We start from the raw sequence: 20,957 nt of genomic DNA, 5'->3' as shown, positions 1-20,957 counted from the left end.
AGGTGTCAGATGGATCGTTCAGCTACACCTCGACAGGAGCCAGTACTTCTGCTTCGACCCGGGGCTTAATCGCCGCGTACACACCGGGGCCGAAGACGGAGACAGCGAGGGAGAAACGCATCTCCTGCGTCTTGAGCGTTCGTCGTTGATCCCACCAACCGAGGACCGGAACGATGGCTATGAGCTTGTCCCCGACGAGTTCGGACATTCTTCCTCGCCATCGGTCGCTCTGGACGGTGCCGCGGCTACGCGGTTGGATGCCAATGTCCCAGTTGAAGGACTTCTTCATAGAAACCTTCAACGGCTTCCCATTAGGTCCCTTCGGACGCTTCAGGACGTTGATGCGCTGTAGAAATTCATCCTCTGACTCCTGAGGACCTTGCATGTCCCACTTCAAATCGAGCCCGTAAAACACGGTCCGGCCGAACTTGTTCGGCTCGGCGAAGTACGAGAGCGTGACGCGCAATTCGACGTCCGCATCCGAATCCGAGAGCAGGCTCTCCGGGAGCGGCAGGCGGTACAACTTTACCTTGCGCCGCGCCTTCGACACCGTCGTCCTGGTCGTCGGACGCTTCGGTGCCTCTTTTTTCGGCTCCTCTTCCACGACCACGTTTGGCATCACGTCCTCAACAATGACCGTGGCCCATCCCTCCGCGCATTCGGAGGCGACACGCTCATTCGGGACACCGTAGCCACACGCCTGGAGACGGTCATTGATGCCGGTGAATTGATCTCGCATCGTCGGCGTCCAGCTTGCCGAGTGGACGATGAGGCCACGGACGGTCTCGGGACGGAGCTTTGGCTCAAGCGCCCAGATGCGCGCGGCAAGGTGGGCCGCACGAGCCGTGGCTTCGCTGGTCATCGCCAGCTGCCCGAGCGGCCAGCCAAGCGTATGCCGGTGACTCGTCGTCAATGCGCAGAGGGTTGGTACGCTTTCGTTCGGGAGAGTTCCTGAGAGTGCCAGGTTTCCCCCCTCAAGAACGACGTCGGGCTTGATCGGCCACTCGTTACCTGGGAGGCCCGTGCTCGTGAATGGCGAGATGCCTCCGGGTCGCGTCGCGACGACGCGCGCTTCAGCATATTGCTTTGTGCTCGGAAGCTCGACGCGCTCGGTGTACGCGCCCACGGTAAGGGCATTAGTCGCCTGCGCTGGTTGGTGGATCTTCTCCGAAAGCTGCAACTGCGGATGCTGTTCGGCGAGCGCGAGCCACTGTTCGTCACGCGCGTTTCCCGCTGACACGACCATCAGCCGTCCATGGCCCGTATGAAACGCGAGCTGATCGACGGCATGGCTCCACAGGGTAGGTACGAGCCCATCGAGTGGTGCGTCCTGCATGGTCCGCGTCACCGCCAGCGTGAAGACCCGATTGCGCGGACGCGGATCGGCATCCTCGGCAGCACGCACGGCCCGCTGGGTCAGGGCAGGCCACTTCTCGTAGTTCTCGTCGGACGCCGTTCCAAATCCCGGCTTCACAAGCAGCCTGCTACTCTGCAGCCAGTGGGGTGCCACCGCCCCGCCGCGCTCGATGGCTGCTCCCAGGTCGTGGTAGAGGGCAAGCCCGGCCATCTTGGTGCCGTGCCCGTAGGTGTCCTCGGCCGATGGAATCTCGGGGCCTGCCGTCGTCGTAGTTAGGATGGCGGGCTTAAGCAGCGGGTGCCCCGTTGCGACTCCGGTGTCGAGTACAACAACGGAGGGAGCGTCCTCTTCCGGAGGCTGGAGGGCGAAGTCCCTGATGTCCTTCGTCGTGACGTCTTCGAGCAGTTTGAGGTCGCGTAGCGGTGGCGGTGCAAGCTCGACCTCATAGATGCAGTCGGTAGCTGCTCGGAGTGCGTCGAGTTGATGGCGCGTGAGCCGCACGAAGAAATAGACCTGCTCCGGTCCAACGAACTCATCCAGGTTCTGTAGCGCTCCGATTCGGTGGAGTTGCCGCGAGATCTGCGCGCGACTGCCGGTCGTCTCAGCGAGCGGTCTCCGATAGCCGCCTCGACATGCAATCTCGAACCAGTAGGTACGGTCTGCGACGAGTGTTTCCGTACGAAGTCGTGCACCACGCATATCATCGAGCGTGGCTAGACGGATGGTATCCACGGGAGCAATAGCGCGCTCTTTGTCACGGTGGGTCGTCGTGGTGCCATCCTTGTGCGTCTTGACCTCGACCTTCGCGTCGTCGGCGAAGGCGTCGAGCTTTTTACGGAGATAGTCGAGGTCCGCATTTGCGACGTCGAGCAACACAGTGCCCGTCTCGGGAACCACTCCGATCAACCGAGCGTCGGAGCGCGAGTCATCGAGCTGGGTGGCGGCCAATTCCGTGTCGGGCGCAGGTCGCACGGCAACGATTTCACGTGAAGCAAGTTCGTCCCGTACTGTCTCGGGACGCGCTTGCACTTGATTGCCGATCGCATCGAGCTGTTGAAGCAGCTTCGCGCGATGGGCCTTTGGATCGAGCGAAGGAATCTTTGGTGGCGAGCCCCCCTGCTGAGGTGCTTGGTACGTGTCCACCGATGTGATACGTCCTCGAAGAAGAGGGAGCCGGTTTTCGGCCATCGATCAGTTCCTGGTTGGGAGCTCACGCCGCTTCAGTTCCGCCAGTGCCGCAACGACGTCACGTTCGGAGATCCGCTCGCGGTCGTCGAGTGCCATCGTACGCACCGCGTCGTCACATGCACGAGCCACATCGGCGAAGCTCCAGCCCTCGGCGCTCCCAGCGAGACGTTGCGCCTGTTGCTCGTCAAGCCCGAGTGTTCCGAGCCTCAGTTGCAGGAGTGCGACCAACTGCTCACGGCTCGGCTTATCGAAGGGAACGATTACGTCAAACCGGCGAAACACCGCACGGTCGAGCAACTCCACGTGGTTTGTCGCGGCGACGAGGATGCTCCCGCTGGCGTCCGCATCGACGAGTTGCAGGAACGCCGTCACGACCCGGTTCATCTCACCGACGTCCTGCGAGTCCCCGCGCGCTTTCGCCACAGAGTCGAACTCGTCGAACAGGTAGACGCCCGGCCGACGTGGCATCTCGGCGAAGATGGCTCGAAGCTGGACTGCCGTCGCTCCGAGGAAGCGGGAGAACAGCGCGTCGAATCGCACTGTCATGAGCGGCAGACCCATCTCGCCTGCCAGCACTGCTGCTGCGAGTGTCTTCCCGCAGCCCGGCGCGCCGTGGAAGAGCAGGCGACGTCGGGGCGAGACACCGAAGCGCTCAAGACGACCCCGTGAGCGATTCTCGGAGAGCACACGCAGCAGCAGGTCTCGTACCTCAGCGCGCAGCACGATGTCGCGAAGGCGCTCGTCGCGATGACCGCCTTCGAGGACATCCGCAAGCTCGCCCCGCGGCGCGGCGATGTCTACGACGGGGCCCGTCCTGCGGACGCTCGTTGCTGGCAGCTTCGCGATGATCGCGCGAATGTCCTCCGCGACACGCACGTGCCCGGCAGCGCTCTCCGATGCAGCCAACTGCAATGCCGCCTTGCGGAACGATGTTTCGTCGCCGTTCGCATGGGACTGAAGCAGCAGCCTGAGGATGTCCGCTTTCATGATGCTGCCTCAGCTTCGTGGATCTTCCTCCGCAGTTCGAGCACCTGACCGCGAGAGTACAGTCGGTATCCGTTCATCGGGTGGCGCTTCGCGCGAAACTTCCCTGCCTTGTCCCAACGGCGCAAGGTCTGCTCACTCACGCCGAGCACCTCGGCTGCCACCTTGATGGTCAGGAGTTCAGGCTGGTCTGGCGTGAGCGCACCCATGATCAAGGCTTATACAACCTTGATCATGGGTACAAGACATTCTGTGGGTTGCTGTTCATGAGGATGACGACCCGTGCACCCTGCTGGAGGCAGGATGGGGCGGTAAAAGGGTGGGGGCAAGTTGCGGGGAGCGGGAGGGCGCAGAGGGGCCGGGGCCGCAGACGGGTGCCCCCTGGCTGAGCCCAAGGCTGAAGGAGAGGCCGCGCTGTTCCCTTGGGGCACATGCCGGCCAGACCATCCTCCCTTGAGGGCATAGCAGGGGGGCGCGGCCTCCACGCCTCAAGGAAGGTGTCAAAGACTCATTCCGACACCTCGTTTCCTACGAAGCGTCTGACCTCCCTCCTGGTCTACGAATTAGAATGCACGACCAAAGCTCGCACGGAGAACAGGACGAGCGAAACCGGGCCTGACGCAAGCAGCTCCGCGCCACTCACTGCCCGAGCGACGAAGCCGGTGGCTTCGCGCTGAAGGAGGGTAGGTAACACTCCCCCTGGTACTCGAAGAGGGTATCCGGGCACGGGGCCTTGAGTTTGTGAGGTGCCCAGCAGGCGCCCACCAGCTCGACCTCGGTGTAGCGGGTACAGGGCGGGCGCTTCTGTCCCTTCAATGGCTCTTTCGGCAGAGGTCGGGCGAGCACGGGTTGCCCCGGCGGGGTCGTGTCCGAGAGCCACGCGTCGAAATCCGACGTCTCGACTGCCGTGGGCACCTCGTGGCTCAGGGGCGCTGGTGGGGCGCTCGGCGGCTGGGACAAGGGGGCCAGACGCACCAGCACGAGGAGAAGGGCGCATCCCGTGACGGCGCTCGCCACGCCCCAGCCCAGACGCCACCGCAGGCGGGACTCGTGGGAGTCGGACATGACGCGGACCATGCGCCGCACTTCCTCGAGCGCACCTTCCAATGTGTGCAGCAACGACTCCGCCGTCTGCCTGTCCTGGGCCTTGGCCCAGTCGGTGTGCTCCACTTCCATGACCGAGTAGCCTCGCGAGGCCCAGGAGCCGAGGAACACCCGCCAATCCTTCCGCAGAGCGCTGGCCTCCTCGGCGGCGTGTTTGCGCACCAGGGCCGTGGCCCCGCTCGTCTCGTGCGTGGCCAGATAGAGCTCCTCCTGGCTGTCGTTGGACTGCTCCACCTGCTCCTCAATCAGGTACGGCCCCACCCGCGCCGCTCCCTTGCCGCTCGCTCCCGACTTCTTCTCCTCGTCCATGCGTCCTCCTCCCTGGCCTCCCCCCTCGCGGGTGGCCAGATGCTCTTGTTCGCATGGACCGAGCCCTACTTCCAGGAGGTACCCGGTGCGTCAGGTGGGGCCCTACTCACAGGTACGCCGGGGAAGATGTCAAAGGAGTCGCTCCGACACCTCGTCTCCCTCCTACTCCGCTACATAGCAACCATTTATTCCAAGCAAGCTCACCCCAAAGTGGTGGCCAATACCCAGCTTTTGAAGCACCTGATCCACGGTGGCGATGGTTCACCTGGGGCCAAATCGATTCTTGTCGGACCCAGTGACTGGTTTTACGACTCTGTCGAGCGCCGCCTCTGCCGCCTGCTCTTCGCGAGCGCGGCACGGAGCATCTCTCGCCGCTGCCTCTCTGCATCGTCGGGCGGCGGTGGCTCTTCGAGGCGGGGAAACGACAACACGACCTTTCCGCCGAACGGCGCGAAGACCTTGTTGAGCGTTTCGAGCGTCGGGTTCGCGTTCGGGTCGTCCTCGAGCGTCGCTACGACGCTGGTGGAGAGCCTCACGGCTTTTGCGAAGGTCTTCCGGTCCATCCCCAGCATCGTGCTGCGGAGGATGCGCGAGGCGTCTCCGAGGCCGAACTCTCCGGTGGCGACCATGGCGGCGAGCTCTTCCAGCAGCGCCTTGCGTTCGAGCGCAGTCAACCGGGCGACGTCGGCGCGCTTCATAGGAGACCCCACGTGCGGAGGCGCTTCTCGGTGCCGCGGAAGTCGAGCCCCGCGAAATTCAGCGTTTCATCCGGCAGCCCGAGGTCCGCGAGGAGCTCGAAGAGATTGCGAAGGCGCGAAGCGAGGTCGTGGAGACCCTCGCGCAACGACGTTTCAGCCGGGCCGAAGCTTCGAAGGAGCCCATCCCAGTCGACATCTCCGCCGGCTTCGTACCCTTCCCACGTCGTGGTGCGGGTGATTCCTTCGAGGTCCATCCTCATCGGCGCGAAGTCGAAGATGGGCGCGAGGCGGACAATACTGTCCGTCTTGAGCACGGCGATGTTCCTGCAGTGGTTGTCCGAGTTGCCGAACACCAGATTCAGCAGGTCGCGCTTCAGGTACTCGAGGCGCACCGCCGGCCAGACCGTCGCGGGAATGACGTCTTTCAGTGCACGCAATGCCGCTTGATGCTTCTGGAAAGAGCCTGGCTCAGCCTTGAGCAGCGAGTAGAGGGACTCGAGTCCGTACCGGATTTCGCGGCCGTCTCGGCGCGCGACGTCAAAGCGGGGAAGCCAGAGGCTCGGGCCCGAGGGGCCTTCGTGAAGCGCGAGCCCGTCTTGCGGAATGGTTTCGACTCCGAGTTCCGCGAGCGCTTTGTAATACACGTACTCCGACCGAAGGATGTTCCGGTCGCGTTCGTTGCGGCTGCGCGCGAACTTGACGAGGTAATGCCGATCTGGACAGGCGGGGTCATCCTGCCAGACGTCGATCCACACCTGCTCCGCGGCGTCGCAGCGGAGCAGGACCTTCGGCGAATCGCCGCCGGCACCTGTCGCGCCTCCGACCTGCACGCCGGCATTGGCGGCGTACTCGATGAAGGCGTACTCGCGGTCGATGACGACCTGGCGAGGGAACCGCTTGGGAGGTTCCTTCTTCGCGGGAACCGACTCCTCGATTCGAAGATTGCCGACCGGCGCAATCGTGCCACTCCGCAGGATTTCGAAGTCACTCGCCGCCTCATCAGCGAGGCCCAGTCGCCGCAGCCACCAGCCACGGGCACTCCCCATCGGTCGCAGGTCATCGAGGAACGCCGGCCAACGGCGCCAGACCTTGGGGCCGAACTCGACCGGTAGATTGAGACTGACCGCCGCAAGCGGCGGCGGGTCGGCGATCCACCGAATCAGGTACTCGTGCTCGTACTCGAAGGTGCATCCTCCGCGCCGGCCCTCCCTGACCGTAGGGAACTCGAGCAGCGCTGCCCGCTGCCACGACCCGTCGATCAGCGCCTGGAGATGGAGCTCCATATAATCCTTTATAACGGATCTAAATCGCGCCACCGGCGCTTTTTAATCCGGTGGACCGGATTATTCAGCCCATTGGAGGTGTTTTGCGCAGTTCGAGCGAGGGGCCTGCCCCCGTCAGAAAGCGCGCGTCACGACGGCACGGTCGAGCCGGTTCTCCGCGAGGTCCGCCTCCTCGACGTACGGAACGCCGCCAAACTTGCTATCGACGGGCGCGAGCACCGGTTTCGCGGCGTCGCCTACGAGCAGGTGGCCCAACCAGGAACGGCGGAGCGCCGCACGGGCAACACGTTCCGACCGGATGTACGTGCATCTCCTTGGTGCATCGGCGAGGAAGCGCTCGACGTCGGCCAGGAGTTCCGCGGACCGCGAGCGAAGCAACTGGCGCAGTTCAGCGGGCAGCTCGAGGGACGGTCTCATCGCCCGCGTCTTATCGCGTCACTGCTCCTGGGGACCATCACTGCCTGGCTGCCCTCCGGTCTGCCCCCGAGGGGGGAGGCGGAAAGACGGTGGCGCGGATTGCTGGCATCCTTCGAGCCCTACATGCGAATCGACCGACTTCTCGCCGGCCTGTTCCTCGCGACTTCGGTTGCGTGTGCCTCCTCCTCGTCATCCCTGCGCGCTGACCCGTCGCCGGAGACGCTCTCGGACTCCGGGGCCCTGGCGGACCTCGTGTCCACGCGGACCGGGGGCGACCTGCGGGTGATGACCTTCAACATCCAATCGGCCATTCGCGGTCTGGACAAGGTGGCCGAGGTCATCCGCTCCGCCTCGCCCGACATCGTCGCGCTCCAGGAAGTGGATGTCGGCTCGTGGCGTGCCCGCGGGCTGCACCAACCCGCCGAGCTGGCCCGGCTCACGGGCCTGAAGTATTACGCGCACTTCCGCACCACCCGGCTCTTCGGCGGGGACTACGGCGTGGCACTCCTGTCTCGCTACCCGCTGGAGTCCGTGGAGCAGCACCCGCTGCCGGTGTTGCCAGGCACCGAGCCGCGCACCGTGGCCCGCGCCCTCATGAAGGTGAACGGGCAGGACGTGAGCGTCTACGTCACCCACCTCACCCAGCGTCCCTTCACCGGTGGCATCCGCGTGCGCCAGAGCGCGGCCATCATGCGGCTGATGGCGGCGGATCCCCGGCCCAAGCTGCTGATGGGCGACATGAATGACACGCCCGACGCGGGCTCGCTGCGGCTCTTCAGGCACGCGCTGGCGGACGCGTTCGACCTGCGGGGGAAGGGGCCCGCCATCACCTATCCGCTGCCGCTCATCTCCGGCCTGCGCATCGACTACGTGCTGGCGTGTGAGCACTTCACGCCGAAGAGCAGCGAGGTGCTGCGTGTGAATGCGTCCGACCACTACCCGCTGGTGGCGGACCTCACGCTGTTCGAGCCCGCGAAGGCGCCCACCCCCGAGGTGATGGCGCGCCCGCCGGAGACGGTTCCCGCCAGCGGCCCGTAGTCACTCGAGCCGCGGCCGGGAAACCTGACGAAGTCCGCCGCCGTGACTGCTCGCCGCGCCTGAAAATGCGTCACTCACGAAGCCGTAGTACAGGCGGAACAGCGAGCCGCCGTGGCTGAGGCTTCCCAGGTTCGGGTCCGATGCGGCGCGAGTCGACCATTGGACTTCCACGCCCAGGACGTGGCCGCCGACGATTCGCAATTCGCTTCCGACCCAGCCATACGAGATGAGCTCCGTTCCGGGCTCACCTGTGAACCCTCGAATGAAGTAGTTCCGGGCACCGGCGTTGATGGAACCCGAGTCCCGGAGCAGCAATCGCAGCTCGAGAAGGCCCTGCGCACCGCCTCCGGCGCGGAAGTCCCGCTCTCCGCTCGTGGCCGTGATGGCGCCTGCTCCCCCGAAGAAGATGGGAGCCGCCAACACCGTGCCCTGAAGCGTCACTCCCGCGCCCATGTCCACGTCCATCGCCAGCCCCGGCCCCACCGCACTGGTCGAGACCCTCAAGAGAGGGAGCGTGCTGTAGTCGTAGCTTCCAAAAACGCCGATGAGGCCATGCGCCCAGGGTTTGGGTTGAAAGGCCTTTCCGAACAGCAGCCCACGCAGGAAGAACCCGATGTAGGGGGTCCTCGGCAGGGAGAGCTCGAATCGCAGGTCGTAATAATCGAACGGGCCGTAGTCGAGGTCGCCGGACGTTCCCGGAAAGCCCTGGGTCAGACTGACGCCCAGGCTGAGCTGCTGACCAAAGCCGAGGAGCTCCGTGCGCTCACCGGTCTGGTCGCGGATGCTGCCGCCGTAGCTCGATCCGATCCATGTTCGATAGAAGAGATTGGACTCGGCCAACCGGGCGCGCTGCTTGAACACGTAGTAGTTGAAGCTCGCGACTGGGGACAACGGCGCCGCGGCGATGTGGCGCAGGATGCTGTTCTTCTCACCTCCATGCCCGATCAGGTCGTTCCATACCCGGAACAAGGCTTCGCCAAAGAGAGCTCCGGCGAAGCTCGTGGTGATCTGATCGTTGAGGGAGGGCGGCTCCGCTTCTCCTCCCACTTCCCAGAGCAGACTGCCAGCGGCCACGTACAGGAAGGACTCCCAGAACGAAAGTCCGCTCGACCGAGCGGCCGAGAAGTACAGGGACCCCTGGTAGGGATGTCCGAGCTGGTTGATCTCGAAGTTGTCGTCGTCGATGACCCAGGGGCCGTCGAGATTGTCGCGAATGGAGCCTGGCGTGACGTGCGTCCACTCCTCGTCATGAAAGGCGAGCCTGTTGAACGCGACGAATCCGCCGTAGATCGCGAGGACTTCAACGGAAGGAATCAGATAGCTGGCAACGGTCTTCCGGGGGGCCGATGTATCGACGGGAGCATCCGTGTTCACGGAAGAGACCGCTCCCGGCGGCACCTGCGACGAGCTCGATAAGGAAACCGCGATGTCCGCTGCTGTCGGCGCGTCGAACGAGACTGGCGATGTAGCGACAGCGATGAGAATCAAAGCGAACAACATGTCCCTCCCACTCCAAAAGGCTTCTCAGAAGCGGAAGCCGGCCGACACGCCCCCACCCTGAGGCGTCACCATCGGCATCACCATGAACAAGGGTCCACCCTTCGCCGACACCCCACCCCTCGAGGCGCGGTGCTTCACCACCCATTGGCCGATGGCGTACCCCATGGCTCCGCCCCAGATGACATCGGAGAGGAAGTGGTAGTCGTCCATGACGATGGTGGCCGCGAAGAGCAGCCCGAAGGCATGCAGCGCCAGCGTCAGCGGCATGTTGTCCAGCCAGGCCGTCGCCACGCCCATCATCGCGTAGAGGCTGGACACGTGCCCCGAGGGCGTTCCGGCCGGAAAGAGGTCGAGCGACCTGGAGGGGCCGAAGATGCGGCCGAGCCCCTGGCCATCCATCGGACCCTCGCGGCCCAGCAGCAGCTTGAAGGTGAGATGGAAGGCCTGCGTCACCGCGAAGGCTTCCACGGTCAGCGAAAACAGCTGCACGGGCCCTCGATCGTCATTCGCCAGACCCCAGGCGAGAAGACCCACCAGCGGGGCCCAGAGCGCCGTGTGGATGATCGCGTCCCCCACCGGCGTCCAGATCTTGAAGTGCTCCGGCCCGAGCGCACGGTGGATGGCGTTCTGGAGGTGCGCATCGAGCGGATGGTCGAGCGGGAGCATCAACGCGCCCGTCGCCAACGTCACCAGGGAGAAGGCGCCCCAGTCGTGAGGCTCCCAGAGCGCCATGCCCGCCGGAATGGCGGCGAGGTCGGAGAGCACTCGCAGGGGGAGCATCATGTTCCCATAGCGGAACTCGTCACCGAGGAAGAGCCCGGGTCTCAGCCTGTCGCCCGGCTCCTCCGGGAGGAAGGGAAGCTGGGCTCCACCGGGACCGCTGGCCCTTGCGTCGTCCGGCGCCTGCGTCGGGGCGGCACGGGGCTCCTCCGGCGTGGGTTGCGCATGCGCCATGCGAGCCGACATCAGGAGCAGGGCCGCCACATACCTGGCGAGCCGGGACTGCCTTCGTCGTGAAACACTCACCGTGAATACCTCTGAAGCTCGGCCCGCGGCACCCGCCCGGGCGCTCCGGGCATCGCACCGCTCGAGACTCCGTCACGTGAACCGGCCCCTGGCGCAACAGCAAGACTGTCCAGGTTCGGCCCCGGCTCACCGGGTAGCATCGTTTCGGATGGCCGTACAGACAATCCTGAAGACGGGCCAGCTCACGATCGTGGCCTACAAGTGCGAGGCCGGCCCCTCGGCGGCGCCCTTCACGGAGTTGCACGAGACCACGAGCATCTCCTACGTGCGCACGGGCAGCTTCGGGTACCGGGTCGGCCGGCGGGTCCGCGAGATGGTTGCGGGCTCCACCTGGCGCCCAACGTCAACGACCGCTCGCGCCCGCTGCACGAGAAGATCCGTCAGTCGTGGAACCTCGACTCGGTGCTCGGCCTGCTCCCGGCCTCCTTCGACCGGAACAACATGGGCACCATCAACCGCATGCTGTCCATGGAGTTCCCGAACGATCAGCTCGCCTATTCGGGTTACTCGCGCGACTACAACTACTCGCGCTTCTCCTACGAGCGCTTCTACTCGCCCAACGACAAGGAGACGGTCCTCAACTACTGGAAGGAGGACCAGGACAAACTGGTCGCGGAGCTGAAGCTCTACAACAACTACAGCTACTTCATCCCGCATGAGCGGGCGATCAACGCCAGCCACTGCAGCACGATCATCACCTTCATCGGCGCGCACGCCTGCCAGCAGATGGAGAAGAAGCGCAACTGGTGGGAGTATCTCGAGTGGCCGTGGGGGCAGACCTATAAGTGCTACAGCGAGTTCGTGCCGATGGAGACCTTCCTCCACCGCTTCCTCAACGAGAACCAGCGCATCCGCATCTACGAGCCCGTGAACGGATACAACGCGGAAGACCCAGGAATGGGCATCGTCGCGCCGCTCATCAACGGCGCCCTCGGTGGCTAGCTTCAGCTGACTGAAAGCTCGCGACGCTTGACGTACGCTGCGCCCCTTTCGAATCCACCGGATGCAGGAGGGGTCGTGCGTTCCATCGTCACCAGGTTGTCGTCACTGCTCGCGCTCGTCCTGGGCGCGAGCGCGAGCGCCCAGCAGGGTGCTCCGAGCACTCCGCCCAGGCTCGTCGTCGTCCGAGCCGCGCGGATGCTCGACGTGCAGGGGGGCGCGTATGTCTCGAATCCCGTCATCCTCATCGAGAAGGGCCGCATCTCCGCGGTGGGCCCGGGTATCCCCGTGCCCGCCGGAGCGGAGCTCGTCGACCTCGGCGGCGCCACGGTGCTTCCCGGATTGATCGACAGCCACACCCACCTGATGGCGCGCTGGTCCGATTCGCCCACCGGCAATGCGTACGAGAAGGACCTGCTCACCAAGTCCCAGGCCTTCCGTACCCTGGAAGGCGCGGCCAACGCCCGGGCCACGCTGCGTGCCGGATTCACCACCGTGCGTGACGTGGAGAACGAGGGGACCGGCTACGCGGACGTGGACCTGCGCAACGCCATCCGCCAGGGGCTCGTCGAGGGTCCCCGCATGCTGGTGGCGACCCGGGGCATCGCCGCCGTGGGCAGCTACCACCCCTTCGGAATCTCCCCCGACCTGAAGGACTTCCCCACGGGCGCGCAGATGATCAGCGGTGTCGAGGAAGCACGCCGCGCCGCGCGGGAGCAGCTCGGCCAGGGCGCGGACCTCCTCAAGGTCTACGCCGACTGGCACCGCCCCACCCTCACCCTCGAGGAGCTTCGCGTCATCATCGACGAGGCGCACAAGGCCGGCCGCAAGGTCGCCGTCCACGCCACCTCGAGCGAGGGCATCCGCAACGCACTGGAGGCCGGTGCGGACTCCATCGAGCACGGGCATGAAGCGGATCGCCCCGCGCTCGAGTTGCTCAAGAAGAAGAAGGCCTGGCTCGTGCCGACGGTTGGCATCCTGGAGGCCCTCGTGGAGCAGGCGCCCAACGACGGAGCGCGGAGCCGCCTCCAGTCGAAGCTCCAGACCGCTCGGGGGGTGGTGAAGCAGGCCCACGCGTTGGGAGTGAAGATCGCCACCGGCTTCGATGCGAGCACCCCTCGGGACCAGGGACGCAACGCGCTGGAGATCGCCGCGCTCCAGCGTGCCGGACTCCCGCCCCTCGAGGCCATCCGGGCGGCCACCTCGCGGGCCGCGGAGCTGCTCGGCCTCCAGGAGCATGTCGGCTCGCTGGAGAAGGGCCGGTACGGCGACCTCATCGCCGTCTCTGGAGACCCACTGGGCGACGTCACGGAGCTTCAGCGCGTGCGCTTCGTCATGAAGGGGGGAGAGGTCGTCCTCAACGACCTCCCCGCCCAGGGGAAGCTCACGCCTCCGGGTTCTCCATGATGGGCTTGCCCCGGTGACGCCGGGGGCAGGCTCACCCTCGCACATGCCGGACGCGGTCGTGGTGCCACAACTGATGCACGGCAACCACGGCCCGTCAGGGGTGGACCCACCCAGACCGGCCTCCGGAGGGGGCATGGCGGTTGCCCACCTGTCGCGCGGAAAGGCGATTCATCATGAGTCTGGTTTCAGGGAGGCAGCCCGTCCGCCCTCGAGGACGACGCGTCCGTTCATCAGGCCCGGGCGATTGTCGGTTGCCAGACGTCCTGGGGACTCGCCCATGCCGCTGCGCTCACGGCAAGAGATGCTCGCTGATAGCGAGAGGTACCCCGAAGGAGGCACGGCCATGGCGTCGAAGGGCAAGTCGAAGATTTTCACGCACCTCTGGTATGCGAAGGAAGCGGAGGAGGCGGCGAGGTTCTACGCTTCCATCTTCCCGGACTCGCGCGTCGACCAGGTGACGCCACTGCTCAGCGACTCGCCGAGCGGTCCGCCAGGCTCCGTGAAGGTCGTGGACTTCACGCTCCTGGGCCAGCGCTTCCAGGCGATCACCGCCGGGCCCCATCACGAGTTCAATGACGCCATCTCCATCGTCGTGCAGTGCGACGATCAGGCCGAGCTGGACCGCTATTGGAACGCCTTGCTGGAAGGAGGCGGCAAGGCGCAGGCCTGCGGCTGGCTCATCGACCGGTTCGGTCTGAGGTGGCAGATCGTCCCCGCGAGCATGGACGAGATGATGCGCGACAAGGACCCGGCCCGGTCGAAGCGGGTCTCCGACGCGGTCATGAAGATGGTCAAGCTCGACATCGCGGCGCTCGAGAAGGCCTGGCGCGCCTGAGGCGGGATGGCCGCTCCGCGTGCAAGACTGTCGACGAGCCCACGTCGCGCGGAATGCGCGTTCGCGCCCCGAGCCGGGCTGTTATGGTCCCGGCCATGCCTCAGCTCATCGTCACCGCGGTCGGTCCCGATCGCCCCGGGCTCGTCGCCGATCTCACCCAGCATGTGTATGACGTCGGCGCCAGCCTCGCCGACAGTCGCATGGTCAATCTGCGCGGCCACTTCGCCCTGCTGGCCCTCATCGAGGGCTCCCCCGAGTCGCTCACCTCGCTCCGGCGCAAGCTCGAGGGCGACGGTACCCGGATGGGGCTCCGCCTCGAGATGTATGAGGCGGACACCGCCACCACCCGTGCTCCCGGCGGCGTTCCCTACCGGCTCAAGGTCTACAGCAACGATCAGCCTGGCATCGCCGCCCGAGTGACAGCGCTCCTGCGCCAGCACTCCGTCAATGTCGAGGAGCTGGCGACGCGGATCGAATCGGCGCCCTTCGCGGGGACGCCACTCTTCGTGCTCGAGGGCGTGGTCACCCTTCCAGCGGGCACGAGCGTCCGCAAGATGCGTGAGGAGTTGGTGACGCTCGGCGAGAAGATCGGCTGCGACATCGATCTCGACACCATCTGAGGCAGGGGTTCCCCCTGACATCCTTGCCCGGTTCAACGGGACATCGTCCGTGACACCGGCGTCGCGGTTTGCTCCAGGGCGGGTGCGCGGCTCCTCTGGAGAGAGGGCTGGAGAGAGGGCGGCATAGGGGTTGCTAACGCTTACAGACGCTTGCCTCCCACTTCCCCGGCAAGCTGTCAGGCCCACCCCATGCGAACCCCCGAATCCCATCACATCCATGCCAGCGACCGCTGGCATTCGAAGCTCCGCCACTGGGCAGTGAAGTGCTCGCTGCTGATTGCCGCCGTTGGCTCCATCGCGACCTCTCCGGTGAGCTCTCCCTCGTTCGTCTCGCAGTTCCAAGGCACCCCCTTCGTGCTGACCCACGAGACGCCGAAGGTGTCGCGCACGCTCGTCGTCTCCATCTCGATGGGGGAGATCGAACATACGGAGAACGATGGATGGCTGACCCTCGAAGGCACCGCACGATGGAGGCCGGCGAATCCTTCCGCTCCTGGCCAGCCCTGGGTGATGGCCCGGGCCTCGAGCGGCGAAGGGGAACCCAGGAGTGCGGCGGCCGTGCTCGATACCGCGGACGCGCCGGTGCCGCTCCAGGTGATGGAGTCCCTGCACGTGAATTGCAAAACGGGGGACGTGTGCGAAATCCCCGTGACGGTCGAGTTCGAGTTCCAGAACGGCGGGATCGAGGGCACCGTGGAGTTGGAGTGGAGCGCGACCTCGTCCATGGAGATCTGGAACGATGACGAGCTTCCCCAGGGCTATTCCGTCACGATCACCGAGCGCGCAGAGGAGCCCACCCCATGACAGCCTTCATCTCGAAATCGCTGCCCGCCACTGTGTTGCTCCTGTCCTGTGCGGTGGCCGGATGCGACGAGGGTGTGGATGTGAATAACGCGCTGGCGGAGAAGGTGCTCGACGGCTCGCCCGTGGTGCTCGGTGTCTCTTCTCCCACGGCTCGCCGCCAGATCACCGTGGATGTTCGTCCCGCGAACGAGGAGCGCGGAGACATCCAATCCCTCTCACTCGACCTCTCCATCAAGCCTTCGTTGCAGGGGGTGGGCTCCGAGGAGCACGGCCGCCCCTGGTTGCGAGCGCGTGTGCTTCAAGCGAGCGATGGGCGGCTCGTGACCGAAAGCCTCTGGGTTCTTGGCGAGCCGGGCTTCGAGGGCTATTTGAACAACATCTACATCTCCGGGTGCACCCGGAAGGAGCGGTGCGAGGCGGCCTATGTGCTCGAGCTCGAGCGACAGGGCCCACCCACCGCGGGTGAGCTCCATCTCACGTGGAGAACCCAGGCCCGTCTCATCTGGACGGACCCCGACGAGAGCACCGTCGCGATGACGTTGAGGGAAGAGTAGGCCGTGGCGGAAGACCGGAGCTCCATTCAACGCATTCTTCCTGGCGATGGTCTTCTGCATCCGCTGGTGTGCGCGTCCGTGGCGCTGCTCGTGGTGAACGACCACGTCTTCAAGCTTCACTGCCCCTCGTGGTGGACGGGGAAGCTCTCGGACGTGGCGGGCCTCGCCTTCTTTCCCCTGCTGTTGCAGGGACTGTGGGAGGTGGTGACCACGAGACGCGAGCGTCCCTTCCTGCCTTCCGTCCCCGTGCTGCTCACCTGCGTCGTCCTCACGGGCGTGGTGTTCTCCGCGATCCAGGTGTGGGACGTGGCGGGGCGCGGATGGCAGTGGGGGCTCGGGAGCCTGCAGTGGCCGGTGCGCGCGCTCGGCGCGCTCTGGCGCGGCACCCACGTCCCTCACGTGGCTCCGGTGGCCCATACCGCGGACGTGGGCGATCTCCTGACGCTCCCGGCGCTCGGACTGCCGTTGTGGCTGGGCCGGGCACGTTGCCGTCGCGCCGGTACTCCGGCCTGACCCTCACCCTAGCCCTCTCCCAGGGGGAGAGGGGACATCCACGGTCTTCGTGGACACTCCACAGCGCGGCAGGATTCGCTCTGCCGCCGGGCAACCGGGCGCTCTTCGCCTCACTCCGGCTACCCGTCTCGAATGTGTATCTAACTTGTGGACATGTCCGAGGCATTCACCCACCTGGAAGTCGCGGGCCGTCACGTGCGCATCAGCCGGCCGGACAAGGTCTTCTTCTCCGCGCGCGGCGAGACGAAGCTCGACCTCATCGAGTACTACCTCGCCGTTGGGGAGGGCGTGCTTCGCGGCGTCCGCGAGCGCCCGTGTGCCCTCAAGCGCTACCCGGACGGCGCCGAAGGCGCGTTCTTCTTCCAGAAGCGGGTTCCAGCCGGCGCGCCCGAGTGGCTCCAGACCGCCGAGGTGACTTTTCCCAGCGGCCGCAGCGCGGACGAGCTCTGTCCGGTGGACCTGGCGCACCTCGTATGGGCGGTGAACCTCGGCTGTCTGGACTTCAACCCGCATCCGGTACGCCGGAGCGACCTCTCGCTCCCGGACGAGCTCCGCATCGACCTCGACCCGCAGCCGGGCGTGCGCTTCTCCTCCGTGCGCGAGGTGGCCCTGTGCGTGCGCGAGGTGCTCGAGGAGCACGGGCTCGTGGGATACCCGAAGACGTCCGGGTCCCGGGGCATGCACATCTATGTCCGGCTCGCACCGCACTGGGACTTCACCGAGGTCCGCCACGCCGCGCTCGCGCTCGCTCGGGAGGTGGAGCGGCGCATGCCACGCGAGGCGACGAGCGCCTGGTGGAAGAAGGAGCGCGGCCAGCGGGTGTTCGTGGACTTCAACCAGAATGCGAAGGACCGGACCATCGCGTCTGTCTATTCCGTGCGGGCCACCCCCGAGGCGCGCGTGTCCTGCCCGCTGCGCTGGGACGAGGTCGCGGACGTGGAGCCCGAGGAGCTCACGCTCGCCACGGTGCCCCGGCGCTACGAGAAGCTCGGCGACGTCTGGGGGGAGATGGATGCGCGTGCCTTCACGCTCGACAGCCTGCTCGAGCTCTCCGAGCGGCAGAAGGCCGAGGGGCTCGGTGAAGCCCCCTTCCCTCCTCACTTCGAGAAGCAGAAGGACGAACCCCTCCGTGCGCCGCCCCGCGAGGGCGCTCTCCGCGCGAAACCGGCGCTCGCGGCCCGTGCGAAGCGACAGCCGCGTCGCGGCGGAAGCCGTTGAGTCCGGGAACGACGCATTCTAATGGGCAGGGGCGGCCTCGCCCTTGGAGGCGAAGACCTCGGCGAGCTCGGCCGGAACCGAGCGCTCCAATTGCGCGTAGGTGCACGAGCGCGGCGTCCGGTCCGGGCGCCACCTTCGGAAGTGCGTGGCGTGACGGAAGCGCATGCCCTGCATGTGGTCGTACGCCACCTCGACGACGAGCTCCAGGCGCACGGGCTCCCAACTCAGGTCGCGCCGCGCGCTCCAGCGGCTCTGGGCCCCCGGCATCCGGACGGTGGCGTCCTCCACCTCCGCCCACTCGCGCCAGGGGTGCGTCTCCATCGCCCGCTTCCGGTACGGCTCGAGCTTCTTCGCGAGCTCCACCCGCTGCTTCGCGGCGAACCCCGTGGCGACGCCCGCGTGCTGCAGCGTACCGTGCTCATCGTAGAGGCCGAGCACCAACGAGCCGATGCCCTGGCCGTCCTTGTGCCAGCGGAAGCCCCCGACGACGCAGTCCGCGGTGCGCTCGTGCTTCACCTTGTACATCTCGCGCTTGCCCTCGAGGTACGGCAGGGCGAGCGGCTTGACGACGACGCCATCGAGCCCGGCGCCCTCGAAGCGGCTGAACCAGGCCTCGGCCACCTCGCGGCTGCGCGTGGCGGGCGTGAGGTGGATGGGCGCGCGGACACCCGCGAGCGCTTTCTCGAGCAACGTCCTGCGCTCGTGGAAGGGCAGCGGCCGCAAGTCCCGCTTGTCGAGCGCGAGCAGGTCGAAAGCCACCAACGAGGCGGGCGTCTCCACGGCGAGCTTCCGGATGCGTGAAGCCGCCGGGTGGATGCGCTGCAACAGCGCGTCGAAATCGAGCCCGCCGTCCCCGCCCACGATGACGATTTCACCGTCGACGACGCAGCGGCGCGGCAGGTGCGTGCGGATCGACTCGACGAGCTCGGGGAAGTAGCGCGTCATCGGCCGCTCGTTGCGGCTGCCGAGGATGACCTCGTCCCCGTCGCGGTAGACGATGGCGCGGAATCCATCCCATTTCGGCTCGTAGAGCACCTCGCCCTCCTCCGGGAGCTCTCGCACCAGACTGGCGAGCATGGGCGACACCGGAGGCATGACGGGCAGTTTCATGAAGGAAAGCTGGGCCCGGCCAGAACGGCGATCAACCCGGAGCAGGGGCGGCACCGCCGTCGAGGCCTGCTCGCTCGGCAACCCGCCCTGATGAGAGGGCGGGAGGCGAGCTCGCCGTGCGTCAGTACTGGACGGTCGCGGTGTAGGCGAAGTGGTCGGAGCCGTACTTCTCCAGGCGCTCGGCGGGACCGGTGCCGATGCCACGGGTGACGTAGATTTGATCGATGGGCACGCCGTCGACCCCCGCCGTCCGCAGGTGGTTCATCCCCGGGATGTCCTGCGAGAGCTGACGGTTGAAGTCGCCCACCAGGACGACGGGCAGCCCCCGCGAGAGCAGCTCCGCGACGACCTCGTGCACCACGGCGTTGTGCGTCCGCCAGCGCTCCTGACGCTCGGGGTGCTCACCGTTCCAGGCGCCGGAGATGTAGTGGGTGTTGATGAACGCCAGCTTCGCGCCGGTGTCCAGGTTCCTCAGCACCACCCAGTTCACGAAGCGCGAGGGCGTCACCCCTGCCTCACCTCCGTGCGTGAGCCGGGAGCCGCCTCCCGTCCTCTCGTACTTGTTCTTGCGCCACGAGATGGCGATGGAGTTGCGCGCATCGAGCCGATTCTCACCAGGACGGTAGTGGTCGTAGTACTCGAGCGCGCCGAGCTTGGAATGGCCCTCGTCGGTGTTCACCTCCTGCCAGCCGATGACGTCCGCGAGCGGCCTGAAGTTCGCGCTCCCGCGAAGGGTGTTGTGGGTCGCGACGGTGGTCGTCGTGGCGGCGAGTGCCACCGTCTCCTCCGGACTGGTGGAGGGCATGAAGCCCAGGGAGATGAACAGGCTGAGGAAGGCCGAGGACAAGAGTTCGAACATGGTGGAGTTACTCCGGGCTGAGGAACTTGTTGACGACCGGGTTGTCCTGGGAGTCCCAGCCCAGCACGCCCAGGTACATGCCCCGGCGGCCCCCGTCGTCGGTCTGCGCGTCGAAGTTGATCGGGCAGGGGCCGCTGCCGCACAGCCAGCCGTGGAAGAAGATCCGCTGCCCGCCGTCGAGCGCCTCGGCGATGTCCGCGCCGCCGGGGCCGCACACGCCGCCAGTATTCCCATCCGTGAGCAGGGTGTGCTGCGTGACGTCGTTGAAGGCGTTGGTGCCCACGCCGTTGGCCCGCATCCAGATGGTCTCGTAGGTGCACTTGTTGTACGGCCCGCGCGAGGCGAACAGGAAGTAGTCCCCGGCGCGCTTCACCAGGACCGGGTTCTCCACGATGCGGTCCGAGCGCAGCAACTGACGGCTGGTGGCGCCGCTGGCCACGTGGGTGCCGGCGGCGTTGAGCCGGACGATGCGCAGCGACGAGGGCAGTTGCTGCGTCTTGTAGAGCAGGAAGCGCGTCCCGTCGCTGTCCTTGAACCCGGACGGGTCGATGACGCCGGCGTTCGTGATGGGGCGGTTGGGAACGGTGTCATCCGCGGTGGGGACGTCCGCGAGCCCAGGGCAGACCAGCGGTCCGCCCGCGACCGGGGTGAACGGCCCGAGCGGCGAGCTGGCGGTGGCCGCCCCGATACAGCGCTGGTTGGCGCCCAGCCCATCCACGGGAGCGGCGAAGTAGAGCACCCACTCGTTCGCGCTGATCCGCTCCAGGTCCGGGGCCCACATGCCGCCGCCCGTGGCCCACGAGGGCTTCGAGGTGAGGGCGGGACCCTCGGCCACCCAGGGACCGGTGCCGATGTTCCCCTGGGCCGACGGAACGAGGCTTCCCGTCGACATACCGTAGAACTGGTTGTTGTGGCTGACCACGGACGGGTCGGCGAACCCACCGCCCGGCGCGTACACGGGCCGGGGAGCGGCACCTGCCGGAAGGGAGACGTTGAGGCAGACGGCGAACGCGGCGGATGCGCCAAGGGAGCGACGGCGGAGTGGCGTCATGGGGGGGAGAATCCTTTGAACGCCTCTTACCAGTTTTACGGCTTAAATTGAATAGACAAGATTTTCCGCTTTTGAACATACGGGGAACCCGCTCCCCCCGGAGCGTCATTCCTCGTGGCGCATTTGTATCAGACTGATATATA

General features: G+C 66.2%; 21 protein-coding genes. 9 read left to right on the top strand and 12 right to left on the bottom strand.

Annotated features, from left to right (window positions below; translation table 11 throughout):
* Positions 1-22: 22 nt before the first annotated feature.
* From Q664_RS01020 to Q664_RS00990, 7 genes are all read right to left on the bottom strand, one after another.
* Positions 23-2,545, bottom strand: a complete 2,523-nt coding sequence (locus tag Q664_RS01020; protein WP_084609451.1) for a S8 family peptidase — start codon at positions 2,543-2,545, stop codon at positions 23-25.
* Between the two features lie 3 nt (positions 2,546-2,548).
* Positions 2,549-3,532: an AAA family ATPase gene (locus Q664_RS01015; RefSeq protein ID WP_043388705.1), complete on the bottom strand. Its 984-nt coding sequence runs from the start codon at positions 3,530-3,532 to the stop codon at positions 2,549-2,551.
* The gene (locus Q664_RS54355; protein WP_043388790.1) at positions 3,529-3,738 is read right to left on the bottom strand and encodes a MerR family DNA-binding transcriptional regulator; all 210 of its coding nucleotides are present in this window, start codon (positions 3,736-3,738) and stop codon (positions 3,529-3,531) included. Before Q664_RS54355 ends, Q664_RS01015 begins: the two co-directional genes overlap by 4 nt.
* A 430-nt stretch (positions 3,739-4,168) precedes the next feature.
* Positions 4,169-4,942, bottom strand: a complete 774-nt coding sequence (locus Q664_RS01005; RefSeq protein ID WP_043388703.1) for a hypothetical protein — start codon at positions 4,940-4,942, stop codon at positions 4,169-4,171.
* A gap of 305 nt (positions 4,943-5,247) precedes the next feature.
* Positions 5,248-5,640 (bottom strand): hypothetical protein, encoded by a 393-nt coding sequence (locus Q664_RS01000; RefSeq protein ID WP_052517517.1) that lies wholly within the window; start codon positions 5,638-5,640, stop codon positions 5,248-5,250.
* Entirely contained in the window at positions 5,637-6,923 is a 1,287-nt protein-coding gene (locus Q664_RS00995; protein WP_043388700.1) for a type II toxin-antitoxin system HipA family toxin, read from the bottom strand. The genes Q664_RS01000 and Q664_RS00995 overlap by 4 nt, the downstream gene beginning before the upstream one ends.
* 114 nt (positions 6,924-7,037) lie before the next feature.
* On the bottom strand, positions 7,038-7,340 hold the full coding sequence (locus Q664_RS00990; protein ID WP_043388698.1) for a hypothetical protein: 303 nt from the start codon (positions 7,338-7,340) through the stop codon (positions 7,038-7,040).
* A gap of 123 nt (positions 7,341-7,463) precedes the next feature.
* Here Q664_RS00990 and Q664_RS00985 point away from each other — a divergent pair, with 123 nt between their 5' ends.
* Positions 7,464-8,378, top strand: a complete 915-nt coding sequence (locus Q664_RS00985) for an endonuclease/exonuclease/phosphatase family protein (RefSeq protein WP_052517523.1) — start codon at positions 7,464-7,466, stop codon at positions 8,376-8,378.
* Here the strand turns inward: Q664_RS00985 and Q664_RS00980 are convergent, their stop codons facing one another.
* Positions 8,379-9,878, bottom strand: coding sequence for a DUF3943 domain-containing protein (locus Q664_RS00980; protein WP_043388695.1), 1,500 nt, complete (start codon positions 9,876-9,878; stop codon positions 8,379-8,381). It lies immediately after the preceding gene.
* A gap of 24 nt (positions 9,879-9,902) precedes the next feature.
* On the bottom strand, positions 9,903-10,862 hold the full coding sequence (locus Q664_RS00975; protein WP_052517516.1) for a phosphatase PAP2 family protein: 960 nt from the start codon (positions 10,860-10,862) through the stop codon (positions 9,903-9,905).
* A 444-nt stretch (positions 10,863-11,306) separates the two neighbouring features.
* Here Q664_RS00975 and Q664_RS00970 point away from each other — a divergent pair, with 444 nt between their 5' ends.
* The 8 genes from Q664_RS00970 to ligD all read left to right on the top strand — a co-directional run bounded on the left by Q664_RS00970 (position 11,307) and on the right by ligD (position 17,794).
* On the top strand, positions 11,307-11,846 hold the full coding sequence (locus Q664_RS00970; RefSeq protein WP_235216507.1) for a hypothetical protein: 540 nt from the start codon (positions 11,307-11,309) through the stop codon (positions 11,844-11,846).
* 75 nt (positions 11,847-11,921) lie between these two features.
* Positions 11,922-13,250, top strand: coding sequence for an amidohydrolase family protein (locus Q664_RS00965; protein WP_052517515.1), 1,329 nt, complete (start codon positions 11,922-11,924; stop codon positions 13,248-13,250).
* Between the two features lie 343 nt (positions 13,251-13,593).
* A complete protein-coding gene (locus tag Q664_RS00960; RefSeq protein ID WP_043388692.1) occupies positions 13,594-14,085 on the top strand; it encodes a VOC family protein in 492 nt (163 codons plus the stop codon).
* A 95-nt stretch (positions 14,086-14,180) separates the two neighbouring features.
* Positions 14,181-14,705, top strand: a complete 525-nt coding sequence (locus tag Q664_RS00955; RefSeq protein WP_160174303.1) for a glycine cleavage system transcriptional repressor — start codon at positions 14,181-14,183, stop codon at positions 14,703-14,705.
* 189 nt (positions 14,706-14,894) lie between these two features.
* On the top strand, positions 14,895-15,509 hold the full coding sequence (locus Q664_RS00950) for a hypothetical protein (RefSeq protein WP_152621834.1): 615 nt from the start codon (positions 14,895-14,897) through the stop codon (positions 15,507-15,509).
* Positions 15,506-16,063, top strand: coding sequence for a hypothetical protein (locus Q664_RS00945; protein WP_043388684.1), 558 nt, complete (start codon positions 15,506-15,508; stop codon positions 16,061-16,063). The genes Q664_RS00950 and Q664_RS00945 overlap by 4 nt, the downstream gene beginning before the upstream one ends.
* A gap of 3 nt (positions 16,064-16,066) precedes the next feature.
* Positions 16,067-16,576, top strand: a complete 510-nt coding sequence (locus Q664_RS00940; RefSeq protein ID WP_052517514.1) for a hypothetical protein — start codon at positions 16,067-16,069, stop codon at positions 16,574-16,576.
* Between the two features lie 153 nt (positions 16,577-16,729).
* On the top strand, positions 16,730-17,794 hold the full coding sequence (gene ligD, locus Q664_RS00935) for a non-homologous end-joining DNA ligase (protein ID WP_043388681.1): 1,065 nt from the start codon (positions 16,730-16,732) through the stop codon (positions 17,792-17,794).
* Positions 17,795-17,812: 18 nt separating this feature from the next.
* Here the strand turns inward: ligD and Q664_RS00930 are convergent, their stop codons facing one another.
* The 3 genes from Q664_RS00930 to Q664_RS00920 all read right to left on the bottom strand — a co-directional run bounded on the left by Q664_RS00930 (position 17,813) and on the right by Q664_RS00920 (position 20,814).
* Positions 17,813-18,904 (bottom strand): ATP-dependent DNA ligase, encoded by a 1,092-nt coding sequence (locus tag Q664_RS00930; protein ID WP_200883642.1) that lies wholly within the window; start codon positions 18,902-18,904, stop codon positions 17,813-17,815.
* Positions 18,905-19,025: 121 nt separating this feature from the next.
* Positions 19,026-19,763: an endonuclease/exonuclease/phosphatase family protein gene (locus Q664_RS00925; protein ID WP_043388676.1), complete on the bottom strand. Its 738-nt coding sequence runs from the start codon at positions 19,761-19,763 to the stop codon at positions 19,026-19,028.
* A gap of 7 nt (positions 19,764-19,770) precedes the next feature.
* Entirely contained in the window at positions 19,771-20,814 is a 1,044-nt protein-coding gene (locus Q664_RS00920) for a glycoside hydrolase family 43 protein (protein ID WP_084609449.1), read from the bottom strand.
* Positions 20,815-20,957 lie beyond the last annotated feature (143 nt).

The sequence above is a fragment of the Archangium violaceum Cb vi76 genome, assembly GCF_000733295.1.
Taxonomy (GTDB): Bacteria; Myxococcota; Myxococcia; order Myxococcales; family Myxococcaceae; genus Archangium; species Archangium violaceum.
The sequence above is the reverse complement of the archived record's forward strand: the minus strand, read 5'-3'. Positions and strand labels throughout refer to the sequence as shown.